The following is a 25,098-nucleotide window of genomic DNA, read 5'->3' on the forward strand; positions in this document are numbered from 1 at the left end:
AAAACTAGTTTACAAGGAGAGTCTCAAATATGTTTATTACCAAACATGAAGATGGGTTTTTATATATTGTGAACCAATATGATCATTCCAAACAGGCAGGGCAAGTGGCAAGGCATTGGGGGAACGAGGATTTTATTCGACCACAGTATTTTAGCTCTATGTGTCTAGGCGTTGAAAAGCATGATATCGGCTGGATTGAATCTGACGAAAAAGTGTTGTTCGATAAGGTAAAAAGTCAGCCCGTTCCTTTTTTAAGTGTCAACTTGCTGCAACACGTTGATTTTTACGGGAAAGGGTATGAAAAAGTAAAAGCTGAGGATACTTATGCGGGTCTATTGGTTGGAATGCACTGGATGGGGCTTTATACTAGCCGTTTTGGTTATGATCCTTCTTTCACCTTTAATATTCCGCAAGACCTAGCTCCCCAAATTAATGAAACCATCACCCATATGCAAAAAGAATGGGTGGATCTAAAGATGGAATTATGGAAAAAAAAGGGTCCGAGAAGCGAATTTGAAAACCATTTGTGGATGAACTATGAGATTGTTCAATTCATGGATCGTTTGTCTCAATACGTGTCGATGCATAAGCATGATACAACCAATAAATTAGTGATGGGACCTGTTAGAAGAAATTTAGAAAACAAAGGAACGATGATCACAGTCCAGGGACAAGGGGATGGAACCATTGTTGTTGATCCTTTCCCATTTGCATCTCATGTTGAAACGACAGTTAAGCAGCGGAAAATTCCAAATGTAAAATATGCTACGCACAGTGAGGTTTATAAAGCTTTGGAAGAAGCAGAATACGAAGAAGTAAAATGGACATTTGTTCCCCCAGTGGAAAAGAAGACTGTGGAGCAAGTAGAATTTGAAAGTGTTAATTAATTTTAAGCGTTGGGTTTAAGTGATTTCGGAAGATTTAAATTTTAGGAGGATGAAAAATGACCAAAGAATTTCGTTTAGGCTTAATCGTACCTAGTTCAAATACCACGATGGAGAAAGAAATTCCAGCGATGCTTAAAGCTCGTGAAGAAATAATCAAGGATGAAACGTTTACCTTCCATTCCAGCCGTATGCGCATGAAGCATGTAACGAAAGAAGAATTAGCAAAAATGGACATTGATAGTGACCGTTGTGCCTTAGAGCTTTCAGATGCACGCTGTGATGCCCTTGCATATGCTTGTCTCGTTGCCATTATGTCTCAAGGTCCAGGGTATCACTGCCTGTCAGAAGACCGACTTTCTAAAGTGGCGAAAGATAATAGTTCACCTGTACCAGTCGTAAGCAGTGCGGGTGCTTTAATTGAAGGTATTAAGGCAATTGGGGCAAAAAAAATCGCGATTGTGACTCCTTATATGAAGCCATTGACGAATATGGTAATCGAATATATCGAATCGGAAGGAATTAAGGTGACAGATTCGATAAGTCTAGAAGTTGCAGACAATTTGGAAGTGGGGAAACTCGATCCCTTTAACCTTATTAATATTGTTGATGATTTAGATGTGAGCGAAGCAGATGCCGTTGTTTTATCAGCATGCGTTCAGATGCAGTCATTGCCTGCAATCCAGAAAGTACAAGAAAAATTAGGCAAACCTGTTCTTTCAGCTGCCGTTTCAACTGTTTATAAACTATTAAAAGAACTCAATTTGAAACCAGTCGTACCAAATGCGGGTTATCTTCTATCAGAGGAATTTAATTCTGCTGCAGTAGGAGAGTAACCCAAATCAGTGAATTACGAAAAATAGGGGGAAGAAATAATGGCAAAAATCTTAATCCATTTGACACATGGACCAGAGTCACCAACTCAAGCAGACCGCGCATTTTTAATCGCAAAAACGGCGATTAGAGAAGGTCATAAAGTATCCATGTTTCTTGCAGGAAGTGCCGTACAATTAATAAAAAATGAGCATTTAGACACTACAATCGGAATTGGCGATGGAGTTACTCTATTAAGGGAATCCTTCGATGAGATTATATCCGGTGGGGGAGACATTTTTCTATCAAGAATTTCCTGTGGAGCCCGTGGAGTTAATGAACAGGAGCTTAGCGGTAAAAAGGTTGAGCTTGCGGAACCTAATGTACTTGTCCAGCTAACAGTTGACCATGACCGAGTAATTACGTATGGATAAAGGAGCGGATGTTCATGAACCGAATTTGGGATTCTTATTTGGATGAACGTGATAAGCAAGTCTATCAAAATGCAGGGCTGGGAAGCAGGATGGGAATCGGCAAAAAACCTGGTCTTGTGATTGTCGACGTACAATATGGCTTTACAGGGGACTCCCCAGAGGATATTCATAAGTCCATTTTAAACTATCCAACCAGTTGCGGAGAAACCAGTTGGAAAGCAATTGGGCATATTAAAAACTTGCTTGATACGGTAAGAGAGGCGAAACTTCCTGTTTTTTATACGGTGATTGAAGGAAGCAGAACCTATAGGAATGAGGGTGTGGCCATTAAAGGTAACATTTTTGACCATCCTAATCTTTTAGAAGGTGAAAAAGGAACGAAAGTGGTTGAGGAGCTTAAACCACAATATGGGGAAGTGGTGATCTCTAAGAAAAAGCCTAGTGCCTTTCATGGTACACCTTTGAGTTCCTATTTGACAGCCAATCAGGTTGATACAGTGATTGTAGCAGGCTGTACAACAAGCGGATGTGTGCGGGCAACTGTAATTGACGCTTTCTCGAACAATTATAAAGTGATTGTTCCAGAAGAGTGCTCATTTGATAGAGGGATTACTTCTCATGCTATCAATCTATTTGATATGCAGCAGAAATATGCAGATGTGCTTCCTGTCGAGGAAGTGATTAAGCAAATACGCAGCATCAAGGCAGTCGTATAAAGTGAAAGTTAGCTAAAAGCACTGTTAAGAAGGATGTTTTGTGGACTGTTGCTGGTATACGAATCGAGGATATGATAAAATTTAGAATAAAACATTGGTAAAAGGAGACACCTAAATGGATACAGAAATGAAAGGATTAGGTATCCAGTCTTTGGAGTTAGGATTAGATATTTTAAAAAAAATCAGTGATAGCGGACGGTCTCTTTCTATCACTGAAATTTCTGAAATGTGCGATATATCCAAGAGTAAATTACACAGATACTTGACCAGTTTCTGCCGTACAGGCTTTCTCCAGAGAAATTCTACTCTCCAATATTCAATCGGGCCGGCGCTGGTTGCAATCGGAAATAATGCAATGAATGGGCACGATATCAAAGACCTGGCAAAGCCTTCACTCATTAAATTAAGGGATCTGTTTAATGAGACGGTGTTCTTGTCGATTTGGAGAGGAGATGCACCTTACCCTATCGAAATTGAAGAGAGCATGCGCCAGTTCACAATAGGAATAAAAGTTGGCCATAAAGCCAGTATAGTTTTCACTACTGCCGGAAGGTTGTTTGCTGCGTTTTTACCTGTGAAGGAGCTTCAACCATATATAGATAAAGAAATTCTTGCACATCATCTTGACCCGGTTAAATTTCAAGCCGACCTTTCTTTTATTAGACAAAATGGATATTCAGTAACGGAAGATTTCCTAGTTCCTGGCGTGGTTGCAGTGGGGTGCCCCGTATTTGATCGGGATCACAGAATCATGGCAACCATTACCATCGTGGGAATAAAAGGTGTAATGGATGTGTCAAGCGATTCACCAATCATTATTGCGTTAAGAAATGAGTGTATGAATTTAACCGAGGAATTACGTTCTAAACTATATAAAATCATTTAAAAAATACTCGTAAAAAAACAATGGATGCCCTCTACTAATAGAGGATTTTCCATTTTTTTTTTGAAAATATATTAATAAATTGGATAATGATATAAAAATTTAATATTTAACACTTTCAATGAAGCCCTGTATAATTTAAATTATTGGAAAATTCATAAAAATATAACTTTACATATAGGAAGGTGAGTAAAAATCGAAAAAGAAGTCTATCAAACGATGAAATATGAAGCGGACTCGAATGGAACCGTCATGTGCGGGCATTGTCCTGTTCTTTGTAAAATAAAACCGCTCGGATATGGGGCGTGCCAGATGTATAAGAATATCGATGGGGAAGTTGTCCGCGACAGGCCATTGACTCTCCCAACTGAAAGGGTAATGTTTAATTATGATGAAGAAAGGGTCTTGTCGCAACCGCTGATTCATGCTTCGGGGGCTGGAACAGAATATCCAGACTTTGTGCCTGCGCCTGGTATCATCGAATCACACATAGATGGAATTGACGTTGTTACATGTATAACTGAGGTCCCATTATCCTACTGTAGTGTAAAAGTGAAGATTGATACCAATATGGATATTGGTTCAGAAGGTTCTGTTGTGCGCAGAGGTAATCATGTTGTTGGCCATGTGACAACCGAAGAATATGGTGCAAAGATGCTCGCCATTGGTGGAATTCATTTAATTAGTAATAAAGGCGGGTTTCAAGTTGCTCGAACGATGGCGGATATTTGTAATCGACTCCCTGTTTATTTACAAATTCAAGGTGGTGCACAGTTAGAGCTTCAGTTAGGTGGTACTCCTATCATTAACGGGGAAAAGGAAGAGTATATGCGTGTTGGCTGCGGAAGCGCGACACTTGGAATCTTTGGATCTGAATTTATAGATGTTGCAGATGAGACGATTGTCATTGACCCACATGTCACGGGATTGCTTACTGAACATGCTGTTGGCAGAATGTTAGGAATGCCTTATTCGGGAATCACTCCAGTCGGCCGCAGGTCAAGCATTGGTCGTTATTTTGGAACACCGGGAGCAGGTATGGGTGGTACGAATATCCAACGGCCGGTTGATGCAATCGCTAAAGTGGATATGGACCTGGCGTGGCCTGGCATGACCGTGTTTGTCGTTGATACAAACGGTCAAAACGCCGCACTACTAAGGTTAACTCAAGACGAAGCCTTCCATGAAATCCCTCTAACAACTAAGGCTGCAGAAATGCAAAGAAGAATCGCAGAGTCCTCCGAACCGTCTATGGTTCATGTCCAGTTCACTGGGGGGATAGGGGGGAGTGCTCGAGCAAGCATTTCCGAGATGCCAATAGAGGTCAATAAGGCTGTACACACAGGGAAAATAAACATTACGATGTGTGGGGCTCCGGTTTCCTTAATGCCGGGTGGCAACATCATTATTTCTGCAGATGTAAGTAAAATCCCAGCTGGTTCATTTTATGTGACTCCAACTCCTGCAATCATTGTACCGGTGGAGTACACGATGACACGTGCAACTTTCCAACGTATAAAAGGCAGATATCAATCGCTTCAAAACTTGAATAATTTCCTAGATAACAAGGATACTCAATTATTATGATTTGGGAAGCGACCAAAGTTCAATTGTCTCCGGCGAAAATCCTTCTCCAGTGCGGGCCCTTAAATATGACGATAGAAGCTTATCGCAAAGGGGAACCATGTAAGAGGGCCATTGAGGCCGCGGTTACAACGGCATTAAATGGTTTACTCGAGGTAGCAAAACATCGAGAGACTTGCAGTACATGGATAAAAGATATCCAAGATAATCCAGAAAATCCATTGCCTGTTACATCGATGATTCATGCAACTAGGTCTGTTCATGATGAAATGGTGACACCCATGGCTGCGGTAGCTGGGACGATTGCGGAATTGTCTGCGAATTCCGCCTATCAAGAGGGTGCAACCCTAGTAATCTGCAATAATGGCGGGGACATTGCCTTACGTATGGATCCTGGTGAATGCGTGACAGTTGGGATTAATAAAGGCCTTAAGAACCGAACTGAGTTATCAGGAAAGTTAAAAGTAGATAGTACGAGCGGTATTCGTGGAATTTGTACATCTGGATTGGGTGGACGAAGTTTAACGTGCGGAATCGCTCAATCCGTTACCGTTCTTGGTGCTATAGGATCTGTGGCAGATGTTGCGGCAACATTAATTGCTAATCATGTTTCAGCTGAACATCCTAATATCTCTAGGAAGCCAGCAGAAGAATTGCAGCCAGATACAGACATTGCAGGATTATTGGTCACCGAAAGTGTAGGTGAACTTCCACTAGAAATATGGAAAAGTGCGCTACAACACGGCGTGTTGGAGGCAGAACGCCTACTAGAGTTAGGAGTTATAAGTGCTGCTGTTTTACATGTAGGTCCCTTAAGGGCTACAATACCAAATAAGATTCCTGGGCTTGAATTTGCATAAATATTTAATTAAATAAGAGAGAGTCGCCCTCAAGTATACTTATAGGCAGCTCTCTCTTTTTTGATGGATACTTATAGAGGTTTTATAAATGGTCATCTTTAGCCTGGTTTCACGAGCTAGTTCTAAAGAGAATCATGTTTTTACTATAAAACACATGAAAATAAAAAAAACTTATTGCTCCATAAATTTTAGGTATTTCCAATTGGATATCATATGGCCTATTATTATCTTAATAATACGAAAGTTATGAAAATTATAATCACTTTCGTACCTATTGTCTATTAAAATAATGGATTGGAGTTGGAAATGTGGAGAATAAAGTAGAGAAAAATCATGGGAATCAGGATGATTCCTATGAATATGCGTTTGAAAGTGTACCAGTAGATAAACGAAGATCACTTTCCCGTTTAACCCTAGTTCTTGCGGGTTATCCTATTGCATTGTCTAACTTTGTAATTGGTGGTTCAGTAGGGGTTAACATGTCATTTTCAGATGCTTTAGTTGCTATCTTTGCAGGAAATGCAATCTTGATCGCTGTCGTAATAGCGATGGGAATTCTCGCCTTTAAAACTGGCCTTTCGACTACCTTTCTATCAAAAAGAGCGTTTGGAAAAAGCGGTTCTCACATTTTTGCCGTATTACTAGCTTTGTCTGCGATCACTTGGACATCTGTGAATGGTGATATCTTTGCCAGGATGATTAAGGCAACTTTTGGCTGGTGGCCACTACCAGTAGCCATCACTGCAATATTAGTTATTTTCATGTGGTTATATTCCGCATTGAAAGGATTTAAGGGACTCGAAACAATTAGTAAGTTTGGTGTACCAGCTGCTTTAGTGTTAACGGTTTATAGTGTCTATAAAGTTTGGTCAACTAGTAATGGTTTTGAAAGCGTATTCAGTTATGTTCCAACTTCCACGATATCATTTACAGCAGCTACTGCCGCAGTTGTAGGTGGATGGATTTATGGTGCAACGATTACTCCTGATGTCTGTCGCTTTGCGAAACGAAAAATACATGTAGTTATCGCAGGATCGGTTGCATTTAGTATTGGATGTTTAGGATTTCAAATTGCTGGTATGTTAGTTGCAATTAGTACTGGAATTGGTGATTTCACTGCCGCAATGGGGGCATTAGGACTATTATTTTTAGCTTTTTTAGCAGCATTTTTTTGTTTATGGACAACTCAAGACAAGGATATTTACGCTGGAAGTTTGGCGTTACAGAACATCATTAATGATACAAAGTATTCTGGTAAAATCAAACACAAACATAATGCGCTAGTCATAGCGAGTATTGCAGCCATTTTTGCAGCTTTAGGTATCTATTCATATATCATGCCTATCATCCAATTTTTAGCGATTCTAATACCTCCTGTACCGGGGATTGTTATCGCTCAGGAATTGATAGTGAAAAGATCAAAAGAAGATCGTCAAGTAAGTGTTACTTCCATAATTGCTTGGTTAGTCGGTGGGGTTTTAAGTTTCATTTCATTACAAACTGGATTGTTAATTCCTCCACTTGTCGGTATCATCTCAGCTGGATTATCTTATATTCTTCTAGAAAAACTAATGTACAAAAATGTAACCATCATGTCTACAAAAATAGATGAGAATGGTATTCAACAACAAAACTAGTAGGGTTTAATATAAAAATTTACACTTACAAGAAATAAAAATAGGAAGGGGACAACTGAAAAATGGGAAAGTCCTATTGGGAGTGGAACTCAGTATTTAACTTAGATCCAGCAAAATCAGCTTTACTTGTTATTGATATGCAAAACGGATTTGTTGAGGAAGGCTCCCCCCTTGAAGTACCGATGGCACGTGAACAAGTTCCAAATATGGAAAAGTTAATTTCATTTTGTAGGAGTCAGAACATTCCAGTTATTTATACTGAATTTTGTGTAGGACCAGATTTTTATTATGACTTTTATTGGAAGATGGCCGCACAAAGAGGTATTAATCTTGAAGAACCGGGGTGTAGTTTTTGGGATGGGAAATATGAAACGAGGATTATATCAGAGCTTACTCCGTTACCAGGAGAACGAGTCATCAAAAAATGTGGGTATGATTGCTTTGCAGAAACTGAGCTAAATCAAATTCTTCAATCCTTAGGTGTCTCTACTCTATTGATTACTGGTACGGTGCTGAACTGGTGTGTTGATAGCACGGTCAGGGCAGCCTACCACCGTCATTATAATGTTACAGTAATCTCGGATGCGGTTAGTACGTACGATCATGCGGGAGCAACTGCTGAGCAGTGGCATAGAATGGAACTTAACCTTATTGCAGAAGCATTTGGAACAGTCCTTTCAACAGATGAAACAATAAAGGAACTTACGAGAATTGGCTTTACAACAGGATTGACTCTCTGAATTTGTGGATGCAAAGTACCAGATGGACGGTTCTTTAAGGGTCAATCGGAAGTTTTGCGCGTGAAAAAGGCCGACTAGCGGATAGGAGCTAGTCGGCCTTTTGTGCTAATAAGGGGTAATTTTTCATACATTTCAAACTTATCCACCTTTTCAAATCATCCGCCTAATCATAGTAGTATAAAAATCTATCGTAAGGTGGAAGACCGTTTTAGTAAATAAGTGTTCAAAATTATTAGTTGTAAACTGTTCACTTTAGTCTAGCACTTACAAATCCTCTATTAGTTGGTATAGCATCAGTATTAGATTTGTGTTTTTCAAATCTTTTATCACCAAAAGGTTTGAAGTGGACCATTAGAAAATAAACGTAACTGAAGATTTAATTTATCCAGGTGTTAGGGAAAAGGATCGCATCTTCCATGTGTTAACCTTTAAACATCATCAATTTCATATTAGAAAAATTCGGTGCCGAGTTTGGTGCCCATTTTAAAAATTTAATGATACTACCACAACACTCTAAAACAGAGAAACCGTATTCTATAGTACTTTATGGGAATTTGTGTTACTAGATATTACATACTGTCTAGAACTTCAAAACTGCTTGAGACCTGCATGCCAGGTCTGGTGAGTTCGATTCTCACACAGTCCCGCCAACTTTTTTTAGTATTATCAACGGTTTGAACAGTTTTTGAACTGTCATTTGACTATGATTTGAACCGTGATTTGCTGACTTACTTATACCTGTACTTGCTGAAAATTACATAGAATACTGGTGCGTTAAATCCACTATTTTCTTAAAGGAAGGTGGATTTTTTTTATGCTTATTAATCCAAAAAAACTAACAGAAAGGGTTCAAGAAGTACCAGTGGTTTAAAAAGCACGAAATCAGTTGAACAGAAATTTACCTTATATGAAATGTTTGAACAGTTCATGAGTTTTAAAATAACTGAAGGTTAGCGCAACCTACCATTCAGGGGTATTATGAACATTTTCGATTCCTTACTGAATTTTTGGAAGATGATTTGTCAAAAGAAAAAATTACAGTGGAAGTTTTCATTGAATTTGGTATCTCAACTAACCGTGTTTCACCACATACTTTCAGGCATACAGGTGCATTGTTTTATGTAATGAATGGTGGTCGATCCTTTTTCATTGCAAAAAATTCTTGGTCATACTGACATGTCAATGGTACGGAAATATATTATTGGGGATTTTATCACCGTTGTTAACACAACTTCAATAAAATTTATTGAGTACTTAAAGTTAACTATAAAAATTTATTTTATATTAATGAATCGTTTTAAAAAAAGTGCTTTTAACCACAGAAAATAAAGGGGTTTTGCATCTTATTATGAGGAAAAAACTCACGCTGGTTGTATATGTAACATTTTTCAAAATAGTTTGACAATAATTCTTATTCTAAATTATTGTTATAAGTAACATAAAACTTATGAAAATAGAGAAAATGAAATGGGGGATCAAAGAGTGAATGAAATTAGTCCTATATTGACGGAATTTTATGATGGTGTATATGTGATTATTCTAAATAGGCCAAAACAGAAAAATGCATTTAATAAATTAATGATAGACCAATGGGTTGAAGCGTTAGAGCACGCTAAAAGGAATGAAGACATCAAAGTCATTTTAATTACCGGAAAAGAAAACGCTTTCTGTGCTGGAGGAGACATCAATGATATGAAAGCCGACTCAGTACCTGCGGAAACAAAGGACTATTTATGGAGAAACGTTCATCGAGTGGCTCTAACCATACATGATATTGATAAGCCTATCATTTGTGCCATTAATGGGATTGCTGTTGGTGCTGGGCTTGATATGGCCCTTATGGCAGATATTAGAATCATTGCGGAGACAGCTAAAGTATCTGAGGGTTACATAAATATCGGCTTAATACCAGGAGATGGGGGAGCTTATTATTTGCCAAGAATCGTGGGATACTCCAAAGCCCTTGAACTTTTATGGTCAGGTGATTTTATTTCTGCTAATGAAGCAAAAGAGATGGGATTAGTGAACATGGTGTATCCATCAGAAGGATTTTTCAAAAAATCACTAGAATATGCGAAAAGATTAGCTGCTAAACCTCAAATCGCTGTACGGTTGATAAAAAGAACGGTGAAGCAATCGATTAAATCAGACTTATCCAGTTCCTTAGATTTAGTATCTTCCCATTTTGCTATTGTAAAGTCTACGGAAGATCATAAAGAAGCAGTAAATGCATTTCTAGAAAAAAGAAAACCTATTTTCACTGGAAAATAAAGGAGGATTCGCTTGGTAAGCATCGCTGAATTTAATACCCAATCTGATATTCGAGAATTAAGATTAGCAGTGAGAGAGTTTATAAAAGAAGAAAAAGAAAAAGGGACGTTTACCGTTAGTTGTGATGCAAGTATTTCTGGCTTTTCCCCAGAGTTTAGCAAAAAGTTAGCTAATAAGGGTTGGATTGGGATGACAATTCCCAAAAAATATGGAGGACAGGAGAAAAGCAATTTAGAAAGATATGTTGTGCTAGAAGAATTATTATCAAAAGGTGCTCCGGTTTCTGCCCACTGGGTAGCTGATAGGCAAACAGCTCCCTTGTTGCTTAAGTTTGGAACGGAAGAACAAAAATTGAAATATTTACCATATGTTTGCAAGGGAGAATTGTATTTTGCTATCGGTTTAAGTGAACCTAACTCAGGAAGTGATTTGGCGTCATTATCCACAAGAGCCGAAGACAAAGGAGATCATTGGCTTTTAAATGGAAGCAAGATTTGGACAACAGGTGCACACCATGCGCACTATATCCTGGTATTATGCAGGACTTCCCCAAAGAATGAAAAGAACAAATATGAAGGTATGAGTCAAATAATAGTTGATTTAACATCACCAGGTGTAACCATTAGACCGGTCTATCTTATGACAGGGGAGCATGAATTTAATGAAGTGTTTTTTGAAGATGTAAAAGTGCCAAAAGAAAATTTAGTTGGAGTTGACGGAAATGGCTGGCAACAAGGACTAACTGAATTGGCTTTTGAAAGAAGTGGCCCAGAGAGATTCCTCAGTACTTATCCTTTACTAGAAGAATTAATAGATACCATAAAATCAGATGGGAATGAGCGATCTGATTTGCGAGACTTAGGTTCTTGTATTGCCAGTTTGGTTACTTTACGGAAAATGTCTTTAGAGGTCGCGTCTTTATTGGAACAAAAAAAGACACCAAATACAGAAGCCGCAATGGTAAAGGATCTCGGAACCCAGTTGGAAAACCAAATTATTCATACAGCTAGAAATACAGCATCCATCTACCCTTCTTTAGATTCGGATAAAAGAATTGAGGTATATGCAGCACAATCTATTTTACATTCTCCAGGATTTACCCTAAGAGGTGGGACGACAGAAATTTTAAGGACGATTATTTCAAAAGGGGTGATGAATAGTGGATGAAATGGAAGTGATATTGAAAGAATCTTTCGAAAAAATCCTAGATGACTTTTGTGATAAAGATTTACTTGAGGAATCAGAAAGCAAAGGGGTTCCCACCCAATTGTTAGAGACGTTAGAGGAATTTGGGGTTTATTTGATTGGGATAGATGAAGCTGATGGGGGAAGTGGATTTGAGAAAAAACATGGGCTGGAATTAGCTGTTATTGCTGGGAAATATGCGCTTCCCATCCCCTTTACCGCTATCCTATTTCGTAATTGGGTTGCTTATCAAGAAAAACTAGATTCAAAGTATCATCTATCATGTGGACCGTTTGACCAAAAAATAACAATCAACACTGATGAGGGGTATTTGGCGAATGGTAAGATTGAAAATATGTATGGATATACAAAAGGGAACGATATTTTAGTAATTGGAACCAATGAACGCGGGGAAGACTATTTCGTTTTGCTAGATGCTAGTGAATTAGAAACGAAAATAAAGCACAATTTAGCGAATGAACCAGTCTATTCGTTTGAGTTAGTCAATCATTCAGCTAAACTAGTTAAATCGATTGATTCATCAGTAGTTAACTATTATTTTTCCTTGCAACTTTTACTTAACTTAGCTGTAGCTACTGGTGCATTGAAGAAAATAGTTGAATTAACGATTGAACATGCAAATACTAGAATTCAATTTGGAAAGCAGATTGGCAGCTTTCAAATGAATAAAAATAATCTTTCTATTATGGCAGAATCCGTAAAACAAGCAGAAATCATGACACGTACTTGTATTGAATCTCTCAAGGATGAAATTAATCATCAGTATTATTTAGAGTTGATGGTGGCAAAATTAAAAGTTTGCGAGGCAATAAGTACAGCTACATCTATTGCTCACCAGATTCATGCAGCTATGGGATTTACACAAGAGCATATTCTCCACTATTACACAAGAAAATTATGGTCCCTAAGAGAAGAATACCAATCTGAATCTTACTGGTCGCAAGAAATTAGTCGTTTTATCTTAGCTGAAGAAAAAGGCCTATGGGAGATTGTAACTCAATAAAGGTGGTAAAAGGATGAAGAAGGCATTAGAAGGACTGGTTGTCTTAGACTTAAGCCAAGTATATCAGGGGCCGTACTGCACATTACTACTAGCCTATCATGGGGCAAAAGTAATAAAGGTTGAAAGTCCTAAGGGAGATATCTTGCGAGAGCGACACGAAAGCAAGGTTCCCCATGAATTTTTAATGTTCAACACAAATAAATATGGTGTCACATTAGATTTGAAGAGTAAAGACGGGAAAAAAGCATTTTTGGAACTAGTGGAAGATGCCGATATTTTAGTAGAAAACTTTACACCAGGTGTCATGAAGCGGTTAGAGCTTGATTATGACGAAGTCTTAAAAAAGAGAAACCCAAGGCTCATCTATGCGACGGCAACTGCTTATGGTCTAACAGGACCTTATCGGGATTTCCCTGGAATGGATTTAACGGTGCAAGCCATTGGCGGAGTGATGAGCTCTACTGGTTACCCGGATATGCCTCCTGTGAAAGCAGGACCTGCCATTGCTGATTTGTTAGGAGGAACGCATTTATTAGCCGGTATTGGTTTAGCTCTTTATCAGAGAGAAAGGACCGGAGAAGGGCAAAAAGTAGAAGTGTCTATGCATGATACTCTTTATCCGACATTAGCTTCTCCTTTAGCTGCCTTATACGATGGGGATCCGGACAATTATCGCGAAAGAACTGGGAATAAGCATAGCGGATTAAGGGCAGCACCATACAATGTCTATCCAGCCAAAGATGGATTTGTTGCCATAATATGTGCAACCGAGCGACATTGGCAGTTACTCGTTGACATTTTAGAACAGCAAACTTTACTTGAAAAGGAAGAATATAAAAACACGATCAACCGGGCAGCACATATGGATGAGGTTGACCAATTTGTCACTGAATGGACAAAGGATATCAATAAATGGGAAATCGTTGAATTATTAACCACAAAAGGGATACCGGCAGCACCAGTTCTGACGGTAAAAGAAGTTGCCAATGACCGACACTTAATAGAGAGGAACATGATTGTAGAAATCAATCATCCTTCAAAAGGTAAGGTGAAAGTTCCGGGCTCACCCATAAGACTTTCAAAATCTATCGTTGACAGCTTTCAACCAGCTCCATTATTAGGGCAACACAACGAAGAAATCTTTGAAAATATGATGAAGAAAGAGGAGGAAAGAATATGAGTACAACTACTTCAATCATTTCAACTCGCTATGTTAATACGGAAAATTTTAAAACCTATGTGAATGAATCAGGGGCTGAACATGAGAATAAAGTAATTTTTATTCACGGTTCTGGTCCAGGAGTTACAGCTCGTGCGAATTGGAGTTATGTTTTAGACAGTTGTCAAGAAGAGTTCCATTGCATTGCTCCAGATCTATATGGCTTTGCCAACAGCAGTCATCCGGTTGAGCCTCCAAAGACTAGGCAAGAATGGCTCGATTTATGGGTGAAGCAAATAATTGAATTAATGGATGAAATGAAAATTGAAAAGGCAAACATTGTCGGAAATTCTTTAGGTTGTTCGATTGCCTTGGAATTATTAATGGAGCATCCTTATCGATTTGATCGAGTGATTTTGATGGGCCCTGGTGGGACTCCAGTAACAAAGATGAGCATTGAATTGGCAAGGGCTCGAAATTTTTATCAAGATCCAACTCCTAAAAAGTTAAGACAGATTATGGAATGGTTTGTCTATGATGTAGAGAAAATGAATCCAATTATTGATTCGTTTATTGATGAACGCTTTGAAATCGCTTTAAAAGAGGAAGTGAAAAGGTCAAATAATGCCTTCTTCAGTACAACACCTTTACCTGTGCCACCAACAGCTTTAAAAAGAATCAAACATGAAATTCTATTAATTCACGGCAAAGAGGACCATGTTTGTTCCATAGATTCTAGCTATTATCTGTTGGATCATTTGACAAATGCCCATTTATTTGTTTTAGGGCAATGCGGTCATTGGGCACAGTTGGAACATAAAGAAACATTTAATAGGCTTGTAAAGGAGTACTTTAATAAAACAATTTAATAGGGGTGGAGTTTTAATGAAAAATAAACTGTTGATATTCATGATTGTGCTAGGAATGGTCACGTTGATTGGCTGTAGTTCATCCTCTTCAAATGGCACTACGAACAAAGAAAATGAAACGAACAAAAGCTCAGAAGGTAGTGTGGAAGAAGTATCCTTTAAATTTGCACATGGGTATCCAGTGGAACAGCATACCCATAAAGGTTTTGAGCAATTAAAAGAACTAGTAAGCGAAAAAAGCGGTGGGAAAATTAATTTGAGCATTTTCCCCTCTGGACAGCTTTACAATGATATAGGTGTTGTAGATGCGATATCAACGGGACAAATCGAAGCAGGTGCAACCACGTTTGAAATGTTAACTTCATTAGTTCCAAGTGCTGAGCTTATTGTTTTGCCTGTATTTGATGATTACAAACACCTGCACAGAGCGTTGGATAACGGTGTACGAAAAATCTTTGAAGATGAATTTGCTAAAGCCAACCTTTACCCAATCATCTGGGGAGACTTTGGAATGGCGTATTATGCATCGAAAGAAACACCGCTGAAAACTCCAAATGATTTTAAGGGTAAAAGGGTGAGAACAACAAGTCCGCTTATGTCCAAATTTGTAGAAGCAGCTGGTGGTACCCCAATCACAATGCCGGGAGCAGAGGTCGTTCAGGCATTACAAAGAGGAACGATTGATGCAGGTTTGTCAGCACCCGTTGCCTTCATTGCCCAACAATATTATGAAGTAACTGAATATTATACAGGACCACAAAACGCTGGGATTTCCATTTCACTAGTAAATTTAGATTGGTGGAATTCTCTTTCCGAAGAAACACGAAACATCATCTTAGAATCTTCAAAAGAGGTAGAAGGATGGATGTCCGAAGAAGTACAAACACAACATGAGGCAAATGCGAAGACGTTGAGTGAAAAAGGAATGAAGTTTGTAGAAGTAGATAAGAAATCATTCAAAGCAGTAGAGGACAAGGTTCTCGAAGGTTTTTATCAAACTACGGGAGACATAGGAAAAGAAATCATGGAGATTATCAATTCTTCAAGAGATTAAAAGGGTGATGATATGAAAATAGTGAAAATGATTACCTATATAATAGGTAAAATATTGGAAGTTGCCGGTATTATTGCCGGCCTCCTTATTTTTTTAATTGCTGCTATGGTTTTAATAAGTGTATTAGGTAGAAATATCATGATCCCCATTCATTGGGTTGAACCATTTTCTGTATACTTTTTTATTGCTGCTTCTTACATGGCAGCTGCCTTTGCTATGTATAATGTAGAACATATTAAAATAGATATTCTCACAAATCAGTTTTCTAAGAAAACCAATAAGGTTTTAGAAATTTTCCTTACGATCGTTTCATTAGTCTTCTTTATTTTTTTAACGAAGCACAGTTGGGTTATGATGCATAGTTCGTATGTGAAACATGCAAAGGACTTATCAATTATCCAAGTTCCGATTTGGATTCCACAGAGTTCTTTAGTAATAGGCAGTGTCCTCCTATGTTTAGCTCTTATCAGACATTTGCTACTTTTATTTCTTAAAGACCATAATGAGGCGGAAAATGAAACTCCAGTACTGAGTTAGGAGGGGATTGTATTTGGATTACGTAATCATCTTAGGGATATTAATGGTAATTATCCTTTTAGGAATGCCTGTTGCATTCGCATTAATCATTGTAAGTGCTGGAGTATTAATGGTTTACTTAGACCCTCTTGTAGCAAATTTACAAGTACCACAACTACTCTTTAATTCTCTTAATAATAGTATTTTAATTGCAATTCCATTATTTGTTCTAACTGGACAAATATTGTTAAAAAGTGGAATAGGAACAATGGCCTTTGATGCAGCTAATAAATGGTTTGGACATTTGCCAGGAGGTTTGGCTATTGCAAGTGTACTGACGTGTGCATTTTTTGCTTCATTAACCGGGTCCAGTATTGCAACGGTACTAACCATTGGTTATATCGCATCAAGTGAAATGATAAAAAATGGGTATCCTAAAAGACTAGCATATGGGATTATTGCCGCAGCTGGCACATTGGGAATTTTAATCCCTCCAAGTGGACCGATGATTTTATATGGGGCAATGACAAATGTATCAATAACAGATTTGTTTATGGCTGGAATCATCCCTGGTCTCCTCTTGGTGATTATCTTTATCGCATATGTGGTCGTTGTATACGGGAAAAAGCTGAATAGAGGCGAAAAAGCGAGCAAAAAGGAAAGGATGTCAGCTTTAAAAGAAGTCAGCTGGCTATTCTTGTTACCGGTGATAATTATTTTGGGGATTTATTCGGGGATCTTTACAGTTACAGAATCGGCAGCGGTTGCCTGTATTGTCTCATTGCTGTTAGCCTTGTTTGTTTACAAAGGAATAAACGTAAAAGGATTATTTGAATCTCTTAAAGAGACAGCTTCAAATGTCGGGATGATTGCGTTAATATTAGCCGCAGCTTTATTATTTGGATTTGCCATTACGGCGATTGAATTACCGCAAACGATTCAACTAGGGCTAGAGTCACTAAATATGAATAAGTGGACATTGTTATTATTGATTTTTGTCATCTTTGTTATTTTAGGAATGTTTATGGATGTTATTTCGATTCTATTAATCATGGTTCCAATCCTACATCCAATTTTAGTTAGCTATGGGGTTGACTTGCTGTGGTTTGGTATTTTTACGATTATCGCTTTAGAAATGTCGGCGATAACACCGCCAATAGGGTTGAACCTGTTTGTAATGATGCAAATCTCAGAGAAACAAGGAACTCCATTGAATCTTACTAAGATGTCCTATGCAGCGGCTCCGTATTTATTTTTAATGATCTTATTGATGGCCATCATTACCCTTTTGCCACAACTTGTTTCTTATCTTCCTGATACGATCAAATAGCTTTATAAGTCTAAAAGGTGCCATCGAGATTTGGTATGGAATCTAGTCTCGCTGGCACTTTTTTGGATACTTGAAATCTTTTGACGAGTATATGCTAAATATTAAAATTAAGTTTCTATTTTGATTTTATCAATAAGAATCATACTTTCAATTAATAAGAGTAAGTAAGCGGAATTGCGGAAATCCTTTAAACTTTTACCTAATATTTCTTCAATTTTTTTTATCCGATACTGAATCCCTCCAATCGATAAAGATAAATCATGCATGGTTTTTTCTAATTTCCCACTGTTTTTTAAATAGATATATAAAGTATTTAATAATTCTTTATTTTTTTCATCATTGGAGGTATAAAGAATTTTTAGTTCATTTTTGGCTAATTCCATTAGCTGGTTATAGTTATACGTATTCACAATTGAACCGATAAAGCCTAAATCATCGTGAAAAATAATATTTTCTTGTAATGGAGAACGAACAGAGTTTGTAGCTTGTAACAAGTAAGTATCAATGTCGAGTAATTCTTCAAACTTATTGCTAACACCTAACTTAAAGGTATAATCTGAAAGAGATTTTTGCACCTTTGTGATCATTCTTTTCATAATTTGTTTTAAATTAGAAGTTTTTATTGGTGAGCCAATTAAAATCACACAATATTCATTATACTTTGATACTACAACAATTAAATCCTCACTGTCACACTGCTTAGCTAATTCAAGAGTTATAGGATATAAATCGGTCGAAATCTCCTTGTGACCCTTATAATCGACTTTAACAAGTGCTACATAAAATGGGCCTACAAGTGGCCGTTTCAGATATTTGAACTTTTGCTGTATTTCTTCAATTGAATCATATTGTTTTGTAATTAGGTCATCTAACACAGAAATTTTCATTCTTTCTTGTGCCTCAAACTGAACTTTCTCATTAATAAAACACAAAGTAGAGATAGTAGAGATACGTTCTAGAAAAGTATGGTCATTAGGCTCTTTTTGTATATGTTCAAAGTAAATAAAAGAACAATATGCAAACACTTTACTTTCCAAATAAATAGGAGTTTTGAGCTCATTAAATTTATCTGATTCAAAATACTGCGTTTGATTATATGATTCAACATAAAACATTTTTGATTTTCTAACTGATTTTAATTCCTTTAATTGGGCTTCAGTTAAGCCATACTGAACTATCATATTTCCGTGTCGATCTTCGATGATGATGGGTATTTTAATATTGTAGTAGGCCGTTTCTATCACAACGGGAATGCTTTGATTTTTAGAAACGCTTTCTGTTAACTGGTAATGAAATATAGATATTTTATCTAGAAGGTTTTTTTGTTTCAGAAGTTTATCATAGGTAAGTTCTAACTCATCGTAAATGGTTTGCTCATTATATAGCAAAATTTCTTCTGGGTATTCCTCTTGCCAATCTTTTTCTAATTTTATGACAAATTCACAATTTTCATCTCCCTTTGCTTTGCATTTTGTCTCCCTTACCATAACAGATGCATTAAATGCTTTAGAAAGATAACCAGTTGCAAAACCACTTAAAGTGTAACAAGAGCATTCGTCTGATGCTCCATGATGTGTCAAATGGAGTTTTGCTTCATAGGAATCAAACCAGATTCCTGTCGTGTTTATATATATTAAATTTCTATTCTTATCAAATTCCTGGTCTCTTTTTGTAATCACGTCTGATACATGGCCCATCTTTTTATGGATTATGATGGCTTGGTTGGCTACATATTCCCGAGAATGAGATTCTAATAATTCAGTGGCCGTTTGTTTTCCTAATTCCTTGCCTAATCTTAATAAAAAACCTTTTGTTTTATGGGAACCAATATTATGAAATAATGCTTTTCGCAGTATTCCAAATGATTGACTAGAAAATGAGATATCAAAACTATTAATTAATAACTCACCGGTATTGTTGGCAGTTGACAATAGATTTCCTCCTTTAACAAAAAAATAAAAATTTATTAAAAACTAGTATTTACCATCATGATAGAGCTTTCCATCTTAAAAAACAATATATTTTGTCAATTTATTCAGACTTTTCAGTAAAAATAAGTATTTTTTTCACATTAAATATTTGATTGAATGGATATATAGGAAAAATAACGTTTTCAATGTGAATAACTTTAAAACAGTTCCGTAGTTTTTGCTATAAAAAGGAGGGAAACTGTACATTCTTTTTACTTTTTTATGGTTCGATAGGAATTCAAAATAAAAATAGTTCGTAAGTTATTATCTAAAAAGGAGTGAAGGACTTGGCAGTTTCAACAGTACAAAATTACGTTTATGAAAGTTTAATGGAAAGTGCGAAGAAAATTGGTATGCTGGCAGAATCTGAAAGAATAACAGCCGATGAAAAGAATACCATTTCCGAAAATGTGATTCGTTTAATCAAAAAAGAAGGCATCAATAAATTAATTATCCCAAAGGAATATGGAGCAGAACAAATTGATTTTACCACCTTTACCGATCTGATAAAAACAGTTGGTTTCTATAATTTATCAGCAGCATGGCTGACATATTTTTATTCACTTCATAATTCCTGGGTCGCCTATCTGCCAAAACACCGAAGGGATGAAATTTATCAGGATAGTGGTTTATTAGCGGATATTCTGGCTCCTATTGGAAGTGCAAAAAGAGTTGATGGCGGATTTATTTTAACGGGGACTTACAATTACGTCAGTGGAATTAAACATAGTAAGTGGTGTGCTGTAGGCGCCGTTGTGAATGAGAAAGAAACTCCCGAACCAATTGTTTTGGTGATTGATACCTGCGACGTAAATATAATCGAAAATTGGGATTCCCTCGGGCTAAGAGGGTCTGGAAGCCATACCTTAGTGATTCAGGACTTGTTTATACCTGATGATTTAACATTTAAAATCCAGGATATCCAAAAGAATAGTCAACCATTAGAAGGTCCTTTTGATCATGATTATTTATATTATAATGTACATTTTTTGCCTGCATTTTATATTGGTTTCCCAGCAATGGCTATAGGTGGGGCCGAAAGGGCAATTGATGAATTTAAGAAAGGAACGGAAAAAAGAATTCGAATTTCTGGGGAGTCAGAAAAAGCATCTCCAAGAAGCCAAAGAGTGATTGCGGAAATGATGATGAAACTTCAGGCAGCCAAAGGATTAATGAGAACCTATATAGAGATGTTGGAAGCGGATACCGGCCATAAATATGACCCAAGTGAATATAAAGCCATTAGGGCATGTATTATTCAATCTTGTATTGATATTGCTCAAAAGGCGTTATTAACGTTAGGTGCTGCGGCGTTAATCAAAGGGCATCCTTTGGAGATGATTGTTAGAGACTTATTAGCCATTGGGACCCATGTAACTTCACTATATGAAGATGCTGTAGATGCTTACGGAAAAAAATTATTTGGATATAATAGCGATGTTCGAGGGTAAGGGAGGATGATCAGGATGACGAACTTAATATACGCACCAGAAATTGCAAAACTTGGCCATGTTGCATTAGTCTCTGCAAATATAGAAAAATCACTGTGGTTTTTTAAAGAGGTTCTTGGTTTAGAAGAAACGGCAGTGGAACATGGGATCCATTATTTACGAGGCTGGGGAGATTTTGAACATCATAGTTTATCTATTACATCGGGTGACACTTCATATATCGATCATATCGGCTGGAAAGCGAAAAGAAGGGAAGATTTGGAACAATTTGCATCACTTTTAGAAGAAAGCAAGACAAAAGTTGATTGGATTGAAAGTGGAGTCGAAAAAGGACAAGGAAGAGCGATTCGCTTTCAGTTGCCAACAGGACATAAATTTGAAATCTATTATGATATGGAGAAACTTAAAGGACATGGAAAAAACAAATCTATCCTAAAAAACCAGAGTCATAAAGCTTGGGCAAAAGGGATATCGGCTAGAAGAATTGACCATGTCAATATAGCAACCCATGCTGAGTTGGAGACGGTAACAAATTTTATCACCAATACTTTAGGTTTTAAAATGAGGGAATATTTGGTTGATTCAGATGACAAGCAGTTAGGAGCGTGGATGAGTGTGACGAATTTAGTCCATGACCTTGCTGTTATGAAGGATCCAAACGCTCCCACTTCTCATCAAATGCACCATTTAGCCTTTTGGTTAGATAATGCTCAAGATATGCTGCGCGCAGCAGATATATTATCAGACCATGAAATAGAATTTGTTGGCCCTGGTAAACACGGAATTTCACAAGCGATATACCTTTATGTTATCGATCCTGGCAGTGGATTAAGAATCGAGTTATTTTCAAATGGTTATTTAATTTTTGAGCCAGATTGGGAACCAGTTAAATGGACATTAGAAGATAAAAACGCTCTTACCTATTGGGGAGAAAATACGTCACAGGCTAACAGATCAACGATAAGAGGATAATTGGTGACATATTCTTGACTGAAGATGCAAGAGAAGTAAGACAAGTAAGACAAGATGATATAGAAAATGGAGGAGCCATCTTGAAAATTAAAACAGTTGGGATAGTAGGCGCAGGAACCATGGGCAGCGGTATTTCAAATGCCATAGCTAGCTCTGGTTATAAAGTCCTTTTGTATGATATTGGTGAGAAGCAGATACAGCAAGGATTATTACAAATCGAGAAATTTATGGACAAAGGTATACAGCGAGGAAAGATGAGTGAAAAGCAAAAAGCAGATAGTTTAGAAAATATTCATACAACCTCAAACTTCGAAGATTTAAAAGAAGCAGATTTTGTGATAGAGGCTGTAGTTGAAGATATCAATGTGAAAAAGAATGTCTTTTCACGACTGGATGATATCCTTCACGAGGATGCAATTATAGCAACAAATACTTCCTCCATGTCCATAACGGCGATTGCTGAAGCAACAAAGCGGCCTGATCGTGTAGTGGGGATGCATTTCTTTAATCCAGCTCAAATTATGAAACTGGTCGAAGTCGTTCGAGGATTCAAAACCAGCGATGAAACCGTTGAAGCGGTTAAAGCCTTTTCTGTTGAATTAAATAAAGAACCGATAGTTGTCAACAAAGATATACCTGGATTTATCGTCAATCGCATTTTAATACCGCAATTTATTGAGGCTATTAAGCTATTAGAAGAAGGGGTAGCATCTGCGGAGGATATTGATAAAGCGGTTACGCTTGGTTTGAATTATCCAATGGGTCCATTTGCTTTACAAGACTTTGGTGGGGTAGATATTAGCTATTATGTTATGAATTATTTTAAAGAGGAGTTTAATGACAACCGATTCGCACCGCCATTATTACTGAAACAATTAATAAGAGCTGGAAGACTTGGAAAGAAAGTAGGAGCTGGTTTTTATGACTACAACAGCTAAAGGTACCATAAAAAAATATGGGTTTAAGGTAAGGCTGGGTGACACCGATATGGGAGGTATTGTCTATTATCCTAATTTTCATAAATGGATGGATGAAGCAACACATGAATATTTAGGAGCCATTGGGGTGCCTTCTTCGAAACTCTTTTCGCAACAGAATATTGGTGTACCATTGTTAGAATCGAAATGTAACATAAAATCTCCGCTCTTTTTTGAAGATTGTGTTGAAATCGTGAGTTCTGTCCATGAATTGTATAATAAAGTCTTTAAAATTAGCCATCAATTTTATAAAGACGAACATATGGTTGCTGAAGGTTATGAAATTAGAGCGTGGGCAACCTTTGAGGAGAAATTGAAGGCACATCCGATTCCTCAGGATATTCGTGAGAAGATGGTTCCGGAGAATAAGTGAGTTAAGGTAGGTTAAAAAGAAACCAGAGATGATCAATAAAATCAGTTTTTTGTTTTATTTTACTAAAAGATGATTGAATTTACGTTTTAACAAAAAGGATGAAAAAAAATGAGAGAAGTAGTAATTGTCGATGCTGTAAGAACGCCAATCGGCCGCTATAGGGGAGCGTTAAAAGATGTCCGTCCTGACGATTTAGCTGCAACTGTTATAAAAGCACTAGTCGAAAGGAATCCAAACATCCCCCTAGAGCAAATCGAGGAAGTGGTATTGGGAAATACCAACCAAGCAGGAGAGGATCATTTAAATGTTGCAAGAATGGCTGCTTTGCTGGCTGAATTACCAGTTCAAGTTGGCGGCACGACGGTTAATCGCTTATGTGGTTCAGGTTTAGATGCGGTACTATACGCTTCAAGAGCAATCGCAGTTGGGGAAGGAGATATATTTATTGCAGGTGGAACAGAGAGCATGACTCGTGCCCCTTATGTAATGGCTAAACCTGAACAAAGTTTTCCTAGAGGGGCAATGGAACTTCAAGATTCAACAATGGGATGGAGATTTATTAATAAGAAATTGGAAGACATGTATGGAAAAGATTCCATGCCGGAAACGGCTGAGAATGTAGCCAAACTATATCATGTATCCAGAGAATCACAAGACGAATTTGCACTTGAAAGCCAAAAAAAAGCAAAAAGGGCAATCGAGGAAAATCGTTTTATTAATGAAATCGTTCCAGTAGTGATTCATGATGCTAAAGGAAACGAAACAATTGTTGAAAAAGATGAACATCCACGTTTTGATACAACAATTGAAAAACTTAGAAATATAAAGCCGATCATTCTCAATGGAACGGTAACTGCTGGGAACGCTTCCGGGATAAATGATGGGGCCTCTGCTCTGCTATTAATGAGTGCTGCAAAAGCAAAGGAATTGGGAGTAAAACCAATGGCAAGGTATATTGTAGGAGCAACTGCAGGTTTAGAGCCTTCGATCATGGGAGTAGGGCCTATTTTTGCAACAAGAAAAGCACTAGAACGCAGCGGCTTAACAATAAATGATATTGGTTTGGTTGAAATTAATGAAGCATTTGCTTCTCAAGCTTTGGCATGCATTCGAGAATTAGGGCTTAACGAAGCTATCGTCAACGTAAATGGTGGTTCTATTGCCTTCGGTCATCCGTTAGGAGCTAGTGGAGCGAGGATACTAACCACCTTAATCCATGAAATGTACCGGAAAAATGTTAGATATGGGCTTGCCACTATGTGTGTGGGCATGGGGCAGGGGATTTCCATAATTGTTGAAAATAATTCATCGTGGGATTAAGCAATTAGAATTCAATGGATTTTCAAACTAATAATAGATTGTTCGGAATATTCTGGCGAAAAATAGGGGTGTTTTG

23 protein-coding genes and 1 pseudogene are annotated in these 25,098 nt (G+C 37.4%); 23 read left to right on the forward strand and 1 reads right to left on the reverse strand.

Annotated elements, in window-relative coordinates:
- Nucleotides 1–29: 29 nt before the first annotated feature.
- The 18 genes and pseudogenes from V7124_RS13200 to V7124_RS13285 all read left to right on the forward strand — a co-directional run bounded on the left by V7124_RS13200 (nucleotide 30) and on the right by V7124_RS13285 (nucleotide 17,959).
- Complete coding sequence (locus tag V7124_RS13200) at nucleotides 30–887, forward strand: DUF3891 family protein (protein WP_335489725.1); 858 nt, start codon at nucleotides 30–32, stop codon at nucleotides 885–887.
- A 56-nt stretch (nucleotides 888–943) separates the two neighbouring features.
- Nucleotides 944–1,720 carry a maleate cis-trans isomerase family protein gene (locus V7124_RS13205; RefSeq protein ID WP_335489728.1) on the forward strand — a complete coding sequence of 259 codons (777 nt, stop codon included), beginning with the start codon at nucleotides 944–946 and terminating at the stop codon, nucleotides 1,718–1,720.
- A gap of 39 nt (nucleotides 1,721–1,759) precedes the next feature.
- A complete protein-coding gene (locus V7124_RS13210; protein WP_335489731.1) occupies nucleotides 1,760–2,131 on the forward strand; it encodes a DsrE family protein in 372 nt (123 codons plus the stop codon).
- 14 nt (nucleotides 2,132–2,145) lie between these two features.
- Nucleotides 2,146–2,847: an isochorismatase family protein gene (locus V7124_RS13215; protein WP_335489734.1), complete on the forward strand. Its 702-nt coding sequence runs from the start codon at nucleotides 2,146–2,148 to the stop codon at nucleotides 2,845–2,847.
- Between the two features lie 115 nt (nucleotides 2,848–2,962).
- Nucleotides 2,963–3,733 (forward strand): IclR family transcriptional regulator, encoded by a 771-nt coding sequence (locus tag V7124_RS13220; protein ID WP_335489737.1) that lies wholly within the window; start codon nucleotides 2,963–2,965, stop codon nucleotides 3,731–3,733.
- 216 nt (nucleotides 3,734–3,949) lie between these two features.
- Nucleotides 3,950–5,317 carry a hypothetical protein gene (locus tag V7124_RS13225; RefSeq protein ID WP_335489739.1) on the forward strand — a complete coding sequence of 456 codons (1,368 nt, stop codon included), beginning with the start codon at nucleotides 3,950–3,952 and terminating at the stop codon, nucleotides 5,315–5,317.
- 65 nt (nucleotides 5,318–5,382) lie between these two features.
- Nucleotides 5,383–6,174, forward strand: a complete 792-nt coding sequence (locus V7124_RS13230; protein WP_335489742.1) for a hypothetical protein — start codon at nucleotides 5,383–5,385, stop codon at nucleotides 6,172–6,174.
- Nucleotides 6,175–6,482: 308 nt separating this feature from the next.
- On the forward strand, nucleotides 6,483–7,811 hold the full coding sequence (locus tag V7124_RS13235; protein ID WP_335489744.1) for a cytosine permease: 1,329 nt from the start codon (nucleotides 6,483–6,485) through the stop codon (nucleotides 7,809–7,811).
- Between the two features lie 62 nt (nucleotides 7,812–7,873).
- Complete coding sequence (locus V7124_RS13240) at nucleotides 7,874–8,551, forward strand: cysteine hydrolase family protein (RefSeq protein ID WP_335489747.1); 678 nt, start codon at nucleotides 7,874–7,876, stop codon at nucleotides 8,549–8,551.
- Between the two features lie 1,061 nt (nucleotides 8,552–9,612).
- A pseudogene (locus tag V7124_RS26275) lies at nucleotides 9,613–9,880 on the forward strand (tyrosine-type recombinase/integrase); the annotation flags it as partial.
- Nucleotides 9,881–10,033: 153 nt separating this feature from the next.
- Nucleotides 10,034–10,822 carry an enoyl-CoA hydratase/isomerase family protein gene (locus tag V7124_RS13250; protein WP_335489750.1) on the forward strand — a complete coding sequence of 263 codons (789 nt, stop codon included), beginning with the start codon at nucleotides 10,034–10,036 and terminating at the stop codon, nucleotides 10,820–10,822.
- Nucleotides 10,823–10,834: 12 nt separating this feature from the next.
- Complete coding sequence (locus V7124_RS13255) at nucleotides 10,835–11,989, forward strand: acyl-CoA dehydrogenase family protein (protein WP_335489753.1); 1,155 nt, start codon at nucleotides 10,835–10,837, stop codon at nucleotides 11,987–11,989.
- 1 nt (nucleotide 11,990) lies between these two features.
- On the forward strand, nucleotides 11,991–13,031 hold the full coding sequence (locus tag V7124_RS13260; RefSeq protein WP_335490140.1) for an acyl-CoA dehydrogenase family protein: 1,041 nt from the start codon (nucleotides 11,991–11,993) through the stop codon (nucleotides 13,029–13,031).
- 13 nt (nucleotides 13,032–13,044) lie between these two features.
- Nucleotides 13,045–14,211, forward strand: a complete 1,167-nt coding sequence (locus V7124_RS13265; RefSeq protein WP_335489757.1) for a CaiB/BaiF CoA transferase family protein — start codon at nucleotides 13,045–13,047, stop codon at nucleotides 14,209–14,211.
- The gene (locus V7124_RS13270) at nucleotides 14,208–15,059 is read left to right on the forward strand and encodes an alpha/beta fold hydrolase (protein ID WP_335489760.1); all 852 of its coding nucleotides are present in this window, start codon (nucleotides 14,208–14,210) and stop codon (nucleotides 15,057–15,059) included. Before V7124_RS13265 ends, V7124_RS13270 begins: the two co-directional genes overlap by 4 nt.
- A gap of 16 nt (nucleotides 15,060–15,075) precedes the next feature.
- A complete protein-coding gene (locus tag V7124_RS13275) occupies nucleotides 15,076–16,113 on the forward strand; it encodes a TRAP transporter substrate-binding protein (protein ID WP_335489763.1) in 1,038 nt (345 codons plus the stop codon).
- A gap of 12 nt (nucleotides 16,114–16,125) precedes the next feature.
- A complete protein-coding gene (locus V7124_RS13280; RefSeq protein WP_335489766.1) occupies nucleotides 16,126–16,650 on the forward strand; it encodes a TRAP transporter small permease in 525 nt (174 codons plus the stop codon).
- A gap of 13 nt (nucleotides 16,651–16,663) precedes the next feature.
- Nucleotides 16,664–17,959 (forward strand): TRAP transporter large permease, encoded by a 1,296-nt coding sequence (locus V7124_RS13285; RefSeq protein ID WP_335489769.1) that lies wholly within the window; start codon nucleotides 16,664–16,666, stop codon nucleotides 17,957–17,959.
- A 107-nt stretch (nucleotides 17,960–18,066) separates the two neighbouring features.
- Here V7124_RS13285 and V7124_RS13290 read toward each other — a convergent pair whose 3' ends face one another.
- On the reverse strand, nucleotides 18,067–19,890 hold the full coding sequence (locus tag V7124_RS13290) for a V4R domain-containing protein (protein WP_335489772.1): 1,824 nt from the start codon (nucleotides 19,888–19,890) through the stop codon (nucleotides 18,067–18,069).
- Nucleotides 19,891–20,216: 326 nt separating this feature from the next.
- Here V7124_RS13290 and V7124_RS13295 point away from each other — a divergent pair, with 326 nt between their 5' ends.
- From V7124_RS13295 to V7124_RS13315, 5 genes are all read left to right on the forward strand, one after another.
- On the forward strand, nucleotides 20,217–21,380 hold the full coding sequence (locus V7124_RS13295; protein WP_335489774.1) for an acyl-CoA dehydrogenase family protein: 1,164 nt from the start codon (nucleotides 20,217–20,219) through the stop codon (nucleotides 21,378–21,380).
- Between the two features lie 15 nt (nucleotides 21,381–21,395).
- The gene (locus V7124_RS13300; RefSeq protein ID WP_335489778.1) at nucleotides 21,396–22,352 is read left to right on the forward strand and encodes a VOC family protein; all 957 of its coding nucleotides are present in this window, start codon (nucleotides 21,396–21,398) and stop codon (nucleotides 22,350–22,352) included.
- Between the two features lie 80 nt (nucleotides 22,353–22,432).
- Nucleotides 22,433–23,290 carry a 3-hydroxyacyl-CoA dehydrogenase family protein gene (locus V7124_RS13305; RefSeq protein WP_335490141.1) on the forward strand — a complete coding sequence of 286 codons (858 nt, stop codon included), beginning with the start codon at nucleotides 22,433–22,435 and terminating at the stop codon, nucleotides 23,288–23,290.
- Complete coding sequence (locus V7124_RS13310) at nucleotides 23,274–23,702, forward strand: acyl-CoA thioesterase (protein WP_420490536.1); 429 nt, start codon at nucleotides 23,274–23,276, stop codon at nucleotides 23,700–23,702. Before V7124_RS13305 ends, V7124_RS13310 begins: the two co-directional genes overlap by 17 nt.
- 108 nt (nucleotides 23,703–23,810) lie before the next feature.
- The gene (locus tag V7124_RS13315) at nucleotides 23,811–25,022 is read left to right on the forward strand and encodes a thiolase family protein (RefSeq protein ID WP_335489781.1); all 1,212 of its coding nucleotides are present in this window, start codon (nucleotides 23,811–23,813) and stop codon (nucleotides 25,020–25,022) included.
- Nucleotides 25,023–25,098: the final 76 nt, after the last annotated feature.

The organism is Neobacillus niacini (assembly GCF_036961885.1).
GTDB classification, from domain to species: domain Bacteria; phylum Bacillota; class Bacilli; order Bacillales; family Cytobacillaceae; genus Neobacillus; species Neobacillus niacini_H.